At 39.2% G+C, this 12,667-nt stretch carries 13 protein-coding genes and 1 tRNA gene; 7 read left to right on the forward strand and 7 right to left on the reverse strand.

Features of this window, described 5'->3' with window-relative positions:
- Window positions 1–267 precede the first annotated feature (267 nt).
- From FGM01_RS03165 to FGM01_RS03175, 3 genes are all read right to left on the reverse strand, one after another.
- Window positions 268–343, reverse strand: a tRNA-His gene (locus tag FGM01_RS03165).
- Between the two features lie 60 nt (window positions 344–403).
- Window positions 404–1,120 (reverse strand): bacillithiol biosynthesis deacetylase BshB1, encoded by a 717-nt coding sequence (gene bshB1, locus FGM01_RS03170; RefSeq protein WP_143409686.1) that lies wholly within the window; start codon window positions 1,118–1,120, stop codon window positions 404–406.
- Window positions 1,121–1,139: 19 nt separating this feature from the next.
- Window positions 1,140–2,291 (reverse strand): trans-sulfuration enzyme family protein, encoded by a 1,152-nt coding sequence (locus FGM01_RS03175; protein ID WP_143409687.1) that lies wholly within the window; start codon window positions 2,289–2,291, stop codon window positions 1,140–1,142.
- Between the two features lie 179 nt (window positions 2,292–2,470).
- Here FGM01_RS03175 and FGM01_RS03180 point away from each other — a divergent pair, with 179 nt between their 5' ends.
- The 4 genes from FGM01_RS03180 to FGM01_RS03195 all read left to right on the forward strand — a co-directional run bounded on the left by FGM01_RS03180 (window position 2,471) and on the right by FGM01_RS03195 (window position 6,299).
- The gene (locus tag FGM01_RS03180) at window positions 2,471–3,517 is read left to right on the forward strand and encodes an NAD(P)-dependent alcohol dehydrogenase (RefSeq protein ID WP_143409688.1); all 1,047 of its coding nucleotides are present in this window, start codon (window positions 2,471–2,473) and stop codon (window positions 3,515–3,517) included.
- A 2-nt stretch (window positions 3,518–3,519) separates the two neighbouring features.
- Window positions 3,520–3,897: a PH domain-containing protein gene (locus FGM01_RS03185; protein WP_143409689.1), complete on the forward strand. Its 378-nt coding sequence runs from the start codon at window positions 3,520–3,522 to the stop codon at window positions 3,895–3,897.
- 163 nt (window positions 3,898–4,060) lie between these two features.
- On the forward strand, window positions 4,061–5,296 hold the full coding sequence (gene hutI, locus FGM01_RS03190; protein ID WP_143409690.1) for an imidazolonepropionase: 1,236 nt from the start codon (window positions 4,061–4,063) through the stop codon (window positions 5,294–5,296).
- 1 nt (window position 5,297) lies between these two features.
- Complete coding sequence (locus FGM01_RS03195; RefSeq protein ID WP_143409691.1) at window positions 5,298–6,299, forward strand: formimidoylglutamase; 1,002 nt, start codon at window positions 5,298–5,300, stop codon at window positions 6,297–6,299.
- Here the strand turns inward: FGM01_RS03195 and FGM01_RS03200 are convergent.
- Complete coding sequence (locus tag FGM01_RS03200) at window positions 6,294–6,662, reverse strand: DUF1622 domain-containing protein (protein ID WP_143409692.1); 369 nt, start codon at window positions 6,660–6,662, stop codon at window positions 6,294–6,296. The two genes, FGM01_RS03195 and FGM01_RS03200, sit on opposite strands and share 6 nt — an antisense overlap.
- Before the next feature lie 182 nt (window positions 6,663–6,844).
- On the opposite strand from FGM01_RS03200, the gene FGM01_RS03205 reads away from it, so the two are divergent.
- Together FGM01_RS03205 and FGM01_RS03210 are read left to right on the forward strand one after the other, a co-directional pair.
- Complete coding sequence (locus tag FGM01_RS03205) at window positions 6,845–7,303, forward strand: GNAT family N-acetyltransferase (RefSeq protein WP_143409693.1); 459 nt, start codon at window positions 6,845–6,847, stop codon at window positions 7,301–7,303.
- Between the two features lie 63 nt (window positions 7,304–7,366).
- Window positions 7,367–8,173, forward strand: a complete 807-nt coding sequence (locus tag FGM01_RS03210; RefSeq protein WP_143409694.1) for an MBL fold metallo-hydrolase — start codon at window positions 7,367–7,369, stop codon at window positions 8,171–8,173.
- A gap of 276 nt (window positions 8,174–8,449) precedes the next feature.
- Here FGM01_RS03210 and FGM01_RS03215 read toward each other — a convergent pair whose 3' ends face one another.
- Window positions 8,450–8,671: a hypothetical protein gene (locus FGM01_RS03215; RefSeq protein WP_143409695.1), complete on the reverse strand. Its 222-nt coding sequence runs from the start codon at window positions 8,669–8,671 to the stop codon at window positions 8,450–8,452.
- Between the two features lie 180 nt (window positions 8,672–8,851).
- On the reverse strand, window positions 8,852–10,045 hold the full coding sequence (gene sucC, locus FGM01_RS03220) for an ADP-forming succinate--CoA ligase subunit beta (protein WP_143409696.1): 1,194 nt from the start codon (window positions 10,043–10,045) through the stop codon (window positions 8,852–8,854).
- A 311-nt stretch (window positions 10,046–10,356) separates the two neighbouring features.
- Here sucC and lysA point away from each other — a divergent pair, with 311 nt between their 5' ends.
- Window positions 10,357–11,592 carry a diaminopimelate decarboxylase gene (gene lysA, locus FGM01_RS03225; protein ID WP_143410331.1) on the forward strand — a complete coding sequence of 412 codons (1,236 nt, stop codon included), beginning with the start codon at window positions 10,357–10,359 and terminating at the stop codon, window positions 11,590–11,592.
- Between the two features lie 27 nt (window positions 11,593–11,619).
- Here lysA and FGM01_RS03230 read toward each other — a convergent pair whose 3' ends face one another.
- Window positions 11,620–12,666, reverse strand: coding sequence for a hypothetical protein (locus FGM01_RS03230; protein ID WP_143409697.1), 1,047 nt, complete (start codon window positions 12,664–12,666; stop codon window positions 11,620–11,622).
- Between the last annotated feature and the right edge of the window lies 1 nt (window position 12,667).

A 12,667-nucleotide genomic window follows, 5' to 3' on the forward strand; every position in this document is an offset into this window, starting at 1 on the left:
AAACTTATTTTATAAAAATTCATCCTGAATTTATTACAGGATTTATTTCTACCTCAAAAGCTGAAACTCCCTGTGCCTCGGGACAGCTTGACGGTAAAGTTATTCCACAAAAAAAGTTTCTCTTTTCAGAGAGGCTTCTGCTTCTGGGTGGAAGACCGGTTTCACTTCGACCTCGCTCAATACAGGCTTCTCACCGGTCTTACCTATCTATCTTTTTCATTTTATTCCACAAAAAAAGCCTCTCTTTTCAGAGAGGCTTCTGCTTCTGGGTGGAAGACCGGTTTCGAACCGGCGACCTCCGGAACCACAATCCGGCGCTCTAACCAGCTGAGCTACAACCACCATTTGATTAGCGGATGCAAATGTAAGTTATTTCAACTATTTCGCAAAGAAAAAATTTCAATTAAATAAGATCAAATATCGAATCTACCGCGACATTTCTCTCCACGGTAAAGCCCTCGGCATGCTGAGTGTTGATCAGTCTACCCATGTCCTGAGCACGGTAAGTTATGCTATCCAGAAAGTTACTACTGGAAATCGGGGTTTCTGGTTCCTTACTGTTCTCGTCAAAGAACTGTGATCTATAGGCCAGAACCGATTCTAATTTTTTATCGAGATATCCCGAAATATCTACCACAAAATCTGGTTTCAGGTTTTTCCACTGGATATAATGAAATACATGTTTAGGTCTCCATGCTTCCTGTCTATTCCCTTCCATTATGGTTTCGATCTTTCTCAATCCGCTTAGAAAGCAGGCTTCGCTCACCAGTTTCGCACCTTTCCCATGGTCTATATGCCGGTCTTCTACCGCATTGCAAAGAATGATCTCCGGCCTGTATTTTCTTATTATTTTAATAACCTCAAGCTTATGGGCGGTATTATTCTCAAAGAATCCATCGCTGAATTCCAAATTGTGACGCATTTTCACGCCAAGCACCTCTGCTGCAGCTTTAGCTTCCCTGTCCCTTATTTCGGCAGTTCCCCTGGTTCCCAATTCTCCCCTGGTAAGATCCAGGATCCCCACTTTTTTACCCCGGTCAATCTCTTTAGCGATGGTTCCTGAGCAGCTCAACTCCACATCATCTGGATGAGAACCTACTGCCAGTATATCTAATTTCATATCTTTTGAATCTGATTCTTTATTTCTTTGTTTTTTCTATGGCCTGACTAAGATCTGCTATAAGATCTTCTGTTTCTTCAATTCCTACTGAAAATCTTAAGAGGTTATCCTTAATTCCCTGTTTTCTTCTATCCTCCTCACTTAAAAGCCCATGTGAAGTTTGAGATGGCAGCAGAATTGTACTTTCTACCCCTGCCAGACTCATTGAAGGTTTTATGAGCTCTAATGCTTTCATGAACGCAGATGCATCAATATTCTCTGCCAGCTCGAAAGACAGCATCCCTCCAAAACCCTTCATTTGCCTTTTCGCCAGTTCATGATCGGGGTGTTGTTTTAGACCCGGATAATACACATTAGCTACCTGTTCATGAGAACTTAAAAATTCAGCCAGTTTCATGGCATTTTCGTTTTGAGCTTTTACCCTTATCCCCATGGTCTTAATACTGCGTTCCAGTAGCCACACGGTATAATCACTAAGGCTGCCTCCAAAATTCTTGGCCATATGGAAGATCCTTTCGATATTCTCTTCCGAAGAGATCACCGTACCAGCGAGGATGTCACTGTGCCCACCCATATATTTTGTAGCTGAATGAATCACAACGTCAATTCCAAAATCTATAGGATTTTGATTTACAGGTGATGCAAATGTATTATCGATCATACTTACGAGGTCATGTTCCCTGGCTACTTTTGCCACCGCTTCAAGATCGGTAATCTTGAGCAAAGGATTGGACGGTGTCTCGATATAGATCACTTTCGTATTTTGCTTTATTTCGGCTTTTAAAGAATCGGCCTTTGCATCTTTGGCAAAGCTGTATTCTATTCCAAATTTTTCAAACTCCTCAGTAGCAAGGTTGCTGGTTCCGCCGTATAAGGAATCCTGAAAAACCACGTGGTCCCCAGATTTCAGAAAAGCCATCAAAGAGGTACTTACGGCAGCCATCCCACTTCCAAAGATCAAAGAAGCTTCTCCATGTTCCAGGGCCGCCATTTTCTTGGCCAGCCCAACCTGATTGGGAGTATTGAAATAACGCGGATATCTTTTGGTTTCAACATCTTCAAAAGCATAAGAAGTAGACATGTATAATGGAGAGACTGCCCCCTTATACTCATTGTCCTTTAATTCTCCTACATGTGTGCAAATAGTGTTGATACCTTTGGTATTGCTCATAAATAAAAATTAAAAAAATTGAGCCCTAATGTACTAAGAATTCTGGTAAAATTATTTTGACATTCTTTAGTGCTTGCCTGTAGCGGGACAGAAGTTAATAAAAGTTAAACCTTTCTACATATCTCAGGTACTGCCTGATTTTTTGGGTAACTTTCAGTTCTAACGAAAATTAAGACCAAATGAAGAATGTAAATGCATACGCAGCGAAGTCGAATGATGCCGATCTGGAACCATTCGATATTGAAAGAAGAGAAATATTAGCAGATGATGTAAAGATTGAGATCGATTACTGCGGTGTATGCCACAGTGATATTCACCAGGTAAGAAACGACTGGGGAAACAGTAAATATCCCGTGGTACCGGGACATGAGATCGTAGGCCGGGTGACCGAAGTAGGAAAAGATGTAAAGAACTATAAAAAAGGTGACCTCGTAGGCGTTGGTTGTATGGTGGATTCTTGCCAGGAATGTGATTCCTGTAAAGAGGATCTGGAACAATATTGCGAAAACGGAATGGTCGCTACTTATAACGGGAAAGATGAACATCTTGGAGGTCATACCTTTGGAGGATATTCTGAAATGATCGTTGTTAAGGAAAAGTTTGTTCTTAAGGTTCCGGAAAATCTGGATACAAAAGCCGTTGCACCTTTATTATGTGCAGGGATCACCACCTGGTCCCCGTTAAGACAATGGAATGTAAAAAAAGGTGATAAAGTTGGGGTTGTAGGTCTTGGCGGTCTTGGACATATGGGTGTTAAATTTGCTCATGCCCTTGGCGCACATGTAGTGATGATCACAACTTCACCGGGGAAAGCAGAGGATGCTAAAAGACTTGGTGCAGATGCGGTACTCATCTCGAAAAATGAGGAGGATATGAAGAAACATCAGGGTACCTTCGATTTTATATTAAATACCGTCCCGGTAGGTCATGATACTAATCCCTATATCGGTTTATTGAAACGTGATGCCACTATGACTCTTGTAGGGGCCATAGACGAGGTAGACATTCACGGTGGAGGTCTAGTAATGGGAAGAAAAAGACTGGCAGGTTCATTAATTGGCGGAATAAAGGAAACGCAGGAAATGCTGGATTTCTGCGGTGAGCATAATATAGTTTCAGATATCGAAATGATCGATATTCAGAATATAAATGAAGCTTATGAGCGTGTGGTGAATTCAGATGTAAAGTATAGATTTGTAATAGACATGAAATCTATTAAAAACTAAATATGGGTATACTTTCTTCGCTTTTAGGAAATGCTGGAGCTATTGAAAAAGATCAACTTCATGAGAAATATGGAAAATTATTAATTCCTTCTGAAGAGATTCAGACCGGATTCAAGATCATTCGCGATACTTTTATTTTCACCAATAAGCGACTTATTCTGGTGGATGTTCAGGGTCTTACCGGTAATAAAATTGAATATTTTTCAGTGCTTTACAAAAGTATTACCCGGTTTAGCGTGGAAACTGCCGGAAGTTTTGATCTGGATGCCGAATTGAAGATATGGATCTCAGGCGAGCAGACTCCATCTATTTCCAAGCGTTTTAATAAGAAAGTAGATATCTATGAAGTTCAGAAATTGCTGGCAGAATTTACTTTATAGCAATTAGGACAACTCATAGATCATTTATAGTAATCTAAAGCTGCTTATCCTGATACCGGGATAAGCAGCTTTTATTTTAAAGAGGTTATAACTCCACCGTATTTCATGGCTGAGTTTATATATTTGCTTTTAGCATTTGTTGAACCAGAAAACCATTATATAAATGACATTACTGCTAATTAACATTAAGGAACTTCTGCAGGTGAGGGAACCCGGAATTCTGAAAGTTTCCGGAGAGGAAATGAAGGAACTTCCCGGTATTAAAAATGCCTGGCTTAAAATAGAGGATGATAAAATAGCAGGTTATGGTTCCATGGATAATCTGCCGGCAATAGCTGCAGATAAAACAGTTGATGCTTCCGGTAAGATCGTCTTACCTACCTGGTGTGATTCTCATACTCACATTGTTTATGCCGGCAATCGTGAGCAGGAATTTGCAGATCGAATAAACGGTTTAAGCTATGAAGAGATAGCGAATCGCGGTGGCGGAATCCTGAACAGCGCAAAAACCCTTCAGGAAACTTCAGAAGAGGAAATCTACCGGCAATCTGCACAAAGGCTGGAAGAAGTTATAAAACTTGGTACGGGTGCGGTTGAAATAAAATCTGGCTATGGCCTTACTGAAGATGCTGAATTGAAAATGCTCCGGGTCATCAGGAAACTCAAACAGAATTATGACCTACCAGTTAAATCAACCTTTCTTGGAGCGCATGCAATCCCAAAAGAGTACAAAGAGAATCCAACGGCCTACATGGACCTGGTTGTCGAAGAAATTCTACCAAAGGTGGCTGCGCAGAAACTGGCAGAATATATCGACATTTTTTGCGAAAAAGGATATTTTACAGTGGAAGATACACACAGACTTTTAAAGGCTGCAGGAGAATATGGACTCAGACCAAAAATACATGTAAATCAATTTAACGCCATTGGCGGGGTAAAAGCAGGTGTGGAACATAATGCTTTAAGCGTAGATCACCTGGAAGTGATGAATGAGGATGATATAGAAATTTTGAAAGGAAAAGAAACTATGCCCGTTGCACTTCCCTCCTGTTCTCTTTTTCTGGGTATACCTTACACCCCTGCCCGTAGAATCCTGAATGCCGGTTTGCCCCTGGCCCTGGCTACAGACTTTAACCCGGGAAGTACTCCCAGCGGAAATATGAACCTGGTGGTTTCACTGGCCTGTATAAAAATGAAAATGACACCCGAGGAAGCGATCAATGCTGCGACCATTAATGGTGCTTATGCCATGGACCTGAGTGAGGCCCACGGAAGTATCACCAAAGGAAAAAAGGCAAATTTCATCATCACTAAAGAAATCCCCAGCTATACCTATCTGCCTTACGCCTTTGGCACTAATTCTATTGATTCTGTCTATATAAATGGAAAAAGTATCTAAGATGGAAGGAATCAGGATTTACCGGAAAGCAGATATAGAAAAACTAATTGCCAAACGAAAAGGGGAAACTAAATTTGGAGAAAAGCTTCAGTTTATTGAAAAAGCTGAAGAACTAAAGCATCATCCGGCGAAGTTTGTATTATTAGGAATTCCTGAAGATATTGGCGTTCGCGCCAATTATGGAAATGCAGGAACTTCAGCAGCCTGGAAAGCTGGTTTAAACGCTTTGGTCAATATCCAGCTAAATCGCTTTAACGACTCGGAAAATCTTATTGTACTGGGAGAACTGGATTGCAGGGAACTCATGCAGAAAGCTTCCAGTATTGACAGTACAGACCCTAATTATCACAGGAAGCTTGGTGATCTGGTCAAACAAATAGATATCCTGGTTGCAGATATTATAGAAACGATTGTGTCCCATGGTAAAATTCCGGTTATTATTGGGGGTGGACATAATAATGCTTACGGCAATATTAAAGGTGCATCAAAAGCTTTGAAGAACCCTGTTAATATTCTGAATATTGATGCACATACAGATCTGCGACAATTAGAACATCGCCACAGCGGAAATGGTTTTAGTTATGCTATAGAAGGTGGATTTTTAAATAAATATTCGGTTTACGGCTTACATAAGAATTATACCCCGGAGTATATTTTTAAAGAAATGGAGATTTCCGAAAATCTTCAATACAGGCTTTGGGAAGATCTTATGATGAGACCTGAAGATATTATTCAGGATTTCAGGGAAAACCTTTCAAACCTGGATAAACATAAATTTGGATTCGAACTTGATTGCGATGCAATCGCAAATTTTCCCAGCAGTGCCCAATCTCCTACCGGTTTCACCCTGGAACAGATCAGGCAATTTATAAAGATTGTATCAGCAAATAATAATTGTGTTTATTTTCATATTTGTGAAGCCGCGCCATCCGGGCAAAAAACATTTAATGTGGGTAAGGCTCTCGCTTATTTTATAAGTGATTTTACCAGAGCAGGATCATGATTCTTGGTCCAGCCTGGCATCCTTCTCCTTTCTTTGCCAGGGAAATCTACCCTCTATTTCCAATTCAATTGATAGGCTTAGAAAAGTTCTTATAAGTACTATGACTCCCAGGGTAAGGACTTTATCCATGGTAGGTTCTGTGACCACCGTTGCAATGATATCTGCCGCTACCAGGATCTCCAGGCCCAATAGAATAGCTTTTCCCAGTTCCTGCCGCAAAAGCCGGTAAGATCGTTGCCCGCCTTTTTGTAATGAAAAAATAAACTTACCCAAAGCCATCAGGGTTCCTACCAAAATAGTAAGAATACCTCCAACTTCAATGATTCGGGCAGTATACTCAATATATAATTCCAGGTTTTCCATATTTTATATTTCTATAAATAATTTTTGATTGTCCGGCAGAATTAAAAGGGTGCTTTAGCATATTCCACAGCTTAAAGTATCAAGCGAATAATCAAATAAATTATAAATATAAAAGAATTTGCAAAGACCATTCGAAACCGTCTTTTCCAAATATTTAATAGTTTTACGCAAAAATCAAGTCGATGGAGATCGTAGAATGGAAACCGGAATATTCTGAAGAATTCAGGGAAATGAATATTTACTGGCTAAAGGAGTTCTTCTGGGTTGAACCTCATGACGAAGAAGTTTTGGGTATGCCAGAAAAACATATCATCAAACCTGGTGGCATGATCTTATTTGCCAGGGAGGAAGATATTATCCTCGGTTGCGTCGCTTTAATGAAGATACAGGACCATGTTTTTGAGCTTACCAAAATGGCAGTGAAACCAGAACATCGCAATAAAAAGATCGGTCATAAGCTAATGCGGTATACCCTGGAATATTCCCGTAATCAAGGTTGGGATCATTTGATCATCTATTCAAACCGAAAACTCGAAAATGCGATTCACCTTTACAAAAAGTATGGATTTTTTGAAATCCCTATCGAGGAGGACAACCCCTATTCCCGGGGAGATATTAAAATGAAATTAAACCTTTCCTAAAGATTTACTAATTAGGTAATGTCTCCTTTTTTCCTTTCCTATTTTTAAGGAAAATTAGAGATCATGAAAAGAATAGCAGCTTTACTAACAGTTGGAATTTTACTATCCAGCTGCAAAAATGAAGCAGGATCAGATAAAAAGCTTATTTCTGAAGAAGTGCCTCAGGAAGAAGTCTCTGCCGGGATTATTAATAAAACTGATTCCCTGAAAATTGAGATTACCCCTGTTTCTCATGCCACCGGGGTATTTAAATGGGATGATACAGTATTCTACACAGATCCCACCGGGGGAGCAAATGCTTTTTCAGGAATGGAAAAGCCAGATTTCATTCTGGTAACAGATATTCATGGAGACCATATGAATGCAGAAACTTTAAATGCTCTCGACCTTGGTTCTACAAAGATCGTTGTACCAAAGGCGGTGCAGGAAAAACTTCCAGAAGAGTTACAAGCAAACCTGGTGGTTATTAATAATGGTGAAAGTACAGAAATTAAAGGTTTCAAAATTGAAGCTATCCCGATGTACAATATTCCGGAAACTAAAGATGCAATGCATGTAAAAGGTCGGGGGAATGGTTATGTAATAGAAAAAAACGGCCAGAGGCTGTACATATCTGGGGATACCGAAGATATTCCGGAAATGCGTGACCTTAAAAATATCGATATCGCACTGGTTTCTATGAATTTACCCTATACCATGCCAGTGGACCAGGCTGCCGAAGGTGTACTGGCCTTTAAGCCCAAAAAAGTAATACCCTATCATTATCGGGGAAAAGAAGGATTTGCAGATATAGAAGAATTTAAAAAACTGGTGAATAAAGGGAATGCAGCTATAGAGGTTGAATTGATGAACTGGTATCCAGAAAATTAAAAAAAGGAGTCATCTCCCTTTTGCTGATGCGTTTGCAGAATGTGTAAAATTTTATTTTGGCTAATTCAAATTTAACAGTATTTCAACGCACGTAGCTACAAGAAGATGACTCTCATATTTTCAACAATTCTTAATTAAATATAGAAATTCATTTTGCATTTAACAAAATTTATTTAATATAATTAATTAATTATCAGTTAATTCCATTGATTCCGCAATATCAAATAAGGGGCTTTTGGTATATTTATCTTATTTGATTGATGATTGACCCGCTGCTTAGGTATGACAACATACCGGCTTTCTAACCACACAATGTTTTACGATTTTCTGGTCTGTCTGGATATTGTTGACTTTATACCTGAAGAATTCCTGAACATGATCTAATTTTGTATCTATTGAAAGAACAGCATATCCTGTCTTTTTCGCCGGAATAATACTCACTTTTGCTGCTATTGCCGTAAAGATCAAGGCAAAAAGAAAAAACTGGATCCTTTTCATAATACTTTCATTAGTTGTTCTATATAAAAGACGACCGTAAATATTAATCGTTACACCAAAACATGTTTTTTAACATATTGAATAATAGACCATTATTATTATTTCTGAATTTTCATAAAATATCTGGCATAAAAAAAGCCCGGCAATCGCCGAGCTTTTTTAAAGATTCCATTCTGTCTTCTAAGACAGAACTTCCTGTACTTTATCTGCAGCTTCCTGAAATTGTATCGCGCTGTATACCTTAAGGCCGCTGTTATCTATAAGTTCCTTAGCAATATCTGCATTAGTTCCCTGTAAACGTACGATAATTGGCACGTTCATAGCATCACCCATATTCTTGGAAGCGTCTACGATTCCCTGTGCAACACGATCGCAACGAACAATACCTCCAAAAATGTTTACAAGAATAGCTTCTACTTTATCATCCTTAAGAATAAGCCTGAATGCTTCTTCTACTCTCTTCGCGTCTGCTGTTCCTCCAACGTCAAGAAAGTTAGCCGGTTCTCCACCTGCCTGCTTAATCAAATCCATTGTGGCCATGGCCAGTCCGGCACCATTTACCATACATCCAACATTCCCGTCCAGATCCACATAGTTTAGACCAACTTCTCTGGCTTCTACTTCAGTAGGGTTCTCTTCACGAATATCACGCATCTCAGCGTAATCCTTATGACGGAACAATGCGTTATCATCTAAAGTTACTTTCGCATCAACAGCCATGATCTTGTCATCACTGGTTTTTAAAACCGGGTTGATCTCGAATAACGAAGAATCAGATTTTTCAAATGCTGTATATAAAGCAATTACGAATTTGGTCATTTCTTTAAATGCCTGTCCGCTAAGTCCAAGATTAAAAGCAATACGACGCGCCTGGAAACCAAGTAGTCCTGTAGAAGGATCTATCTCTTCAGTGAATATAAGGTCTGGAGTTTCTTCAGCTACCGTTTCGATATCCATTCCACCTTCTGTAGAATACATGATCATGTTACGACCGGTAGAGCGGTTAAGAAGAACAGACATATAATATTCTTCCGGCTCATTATCACCAGGATAATAAACATCTTCCGCTACCAATACCTGATGTACTTTCTTTCCTTCAGCAGAAGTTTGAGGTGTTACCAGGTTCATCCCGATGATCTCTCCTGCGATCTCTTCAACCTCTTTAAGATTCTTGGCAAGCTTTACACCACCACCTTTACCACGGCCACCTGCATGTACCTGTGCTTTGATCACGTGCCATCCGGTTCCGGTTTTTTCGGTTAGTTCTTTAGCAGCCTCAACTGCTTCTTTGGCGTTTCTTGCCACGGTTCCACGTTGAATGCGAACTCCGAAGCTGCTTAAAATCTCTTTTCCTTGATATTCGTGTATATTCATAATCAGCTGTTTCTTCTGTTTTATTACGGAAGGCAAAAGTAACAAATACATACTATTGTACCAATCTTTTTTGAGCTTCTTAACGCGTGATAACTCCTGAAAATCCTCATTTTCGCTTAGTTTTGAAATCTGAGGCCGGCATTTGATAAAAGATCCACCTGAAAACCTGAAAATAGACCTCTAATGTTATCCTTTAAACCAGCCATTATTATTTCTTTTCAGAAATAACAAATTGTATAAATCGGTTATATTTGATACACAGCTTATTTTAGAATGCTGAGGAAGTATATTTTTGCGCTAAATTTTTGATGATGACACAAGAGCAATTATTATCGGTTGCAAAAGAATATGGAAGCCCGGTTTATGTGTATGATGCAGATAAAATCACTTCGCAATATAACCGGCTTATCAACGCCTTTAAGGTTGATAACTTAAGAATACATTATGCTGTAAAAGCGCTTTCGAATATTTCTATACTCAAATTGTTGAACAGCCTGGGATGTGGTTTGGACACCGTTTCTGTTCAGGAAGTAAAATTAGGCCTGGCGGCAGGAGTAGATCCGGGAAAGATCATCTATACCCCTAACGGAGTTTCACTGGAGGAGATTGAAGAGGTGGTTAAGCTGGGAGCGCAGATAAATATTGATAATCTATCCATCCTCGAACAATTTGGGAGCAGGCATCCTGAGATCCCGGTGTGTATAAGGATCAATCCTCACGTAATGGCCGGCGGGAACTCCAAGATCTCTGTTGGACATATAGATTCAAAGTTCGGTATTAGCATTCACCAGATGCCACACCTGCTCAGGATCGTTGAAAATACAGGCATGCACATTAACGGAATTCATATGCATACCGGTAGTGATATTCTGGATATTGGAGTATTTCTGCACGCCTCAGAAATATTATTTGAGGCAGCCAGAAATTTCAGCGAACTGGAATTCATCGATTTTGGCAGCGGATTTAAAGTACCTTACCGCGAGGGAGATATAGAAACCGATATCGAAGACCTGGGCTTACAATTAACCGAGAGGTTCAACAGTTTCTGTAAAGAATATGGCCGAGAGTTAACCCTGGCCTTCGAACCTGGAAAATACCTGGTTAGCGCAGCAGGAAAATTCCTGGCCAAGGTAAACGTAATCAAACAAACCACCTCCACCGTGTTCGCAGGAATAGATACCGGTTTTAATCACCTGATAAGACCAATGTTTTATGGCTCTCATCACGAAATAACGAATATATCTAACCCGGAGGCCAAAGCAAGATTTTACAGCGTGGTAGGTTACATCTGTGAAACCGATACTTTTGGCAATAATCGTAGGATCTCAGAAATTAGGGAAGGTGATATTTTAAGTTTTAGCAATGCCGGAGCTTATTGTTTTTCTATGGCCAGTAATTTTAATTCCCGGTATCGCCCGCCAGAAGTGATGTGGTATAAGGGCCAGGCACATTTGATCAGGGAGCGGGAAACTTTTGAGGATCTCACCCGGCACCAGGTCGAAATGAATTTCGAGAGTCTTAATAAAGAACTTGCCAATAAAAATTAAAAGAAGAGCAGCCAGATGGCTGCTTTTTTATTCATATATGGTTTCTATCAAATTGCCCTCCTCGTCATAGTATTCTGTATAATCTAAATTACCTTCCTCGTCGTAATATTCAATTTGTTCACAATATATGTAATCTTCATTTATTATATATTTCCAAATTTCTTTCAGGATATCGCCTGGTCTGTAATACTGTTCAATAATTTGATTTTCTGTATACGAACTTATAGTTTTTGAGCCGTTTAGATATAAAATTCGCTGTTCTTTATATGCTTCGTTTTCATCGTAAAGTATGGTTCTGCTGCCTGCATTTTCATCTCTCATTCGAAATGTTTCATTTAATCCTTCTAAAGTATTGTCACCCCTGTAGGTATATTCAACATTGCTAAACAAACCCTCCTCATTATGAAAATCATAGGTTTTAAGATCGCCAGCTTCTGTATATGAATAAACCACCATAGCATCCTGGGAATTATTTGGATGATATTCTGTAAAATATTTCGTGACATTGCCATCATCGTCATATTCATAATTCGTAGTCCAAACTTTAACATTGTCCTCTAAAACCTTACCTAGTTTAGTAACATTGCCCCGGGAATTAAGCTCATCAAAGCTTTGATATCCCTCTCTATCTTCATCTACATCACTAATTCTATCTGCTAAAAAATCTTCATTTAAATAAAGCCTGTTCTTTAAAGTATAAGTCCTAGGGAAACCGTAATAATATGTAAATGTTATAATTTCCAAATCCATCTCCAGGTTATCCTCAGAATAATTGGAATAATTGATTTGCTTTAAAATCCGGGATGGATATCTTTCATACATGACAGATTTAGACAGTCTGCCTGTATTATCATATTCATGCCCCCATATCCCGTCCAGGGAAGCAGATCTGTAGGTAATAGTACCATGATCTCTTCCATATAAATTAGTGATTGTCGGTAAAAAGGCGAGCTCATTAATATCCTGATTTATTAATGGATCCTGCTCGAAAGATTGTGAATTCTTTAGGTCGTCATTAGAACAACCTGATAAGAATAACGTCCCTGACAAGCCAATAAAAAGATATTGTCTCATA

This window comes from Christiangramia sabulilitoris (genome assembly GCF_007050985.1).
Lineage (GTDB): Bacteria > Bacteroidota > Bacteroidia > Flavobacteriales > Flavobacteriaceae > Christiangramia > Christiangramia sabulilitoris.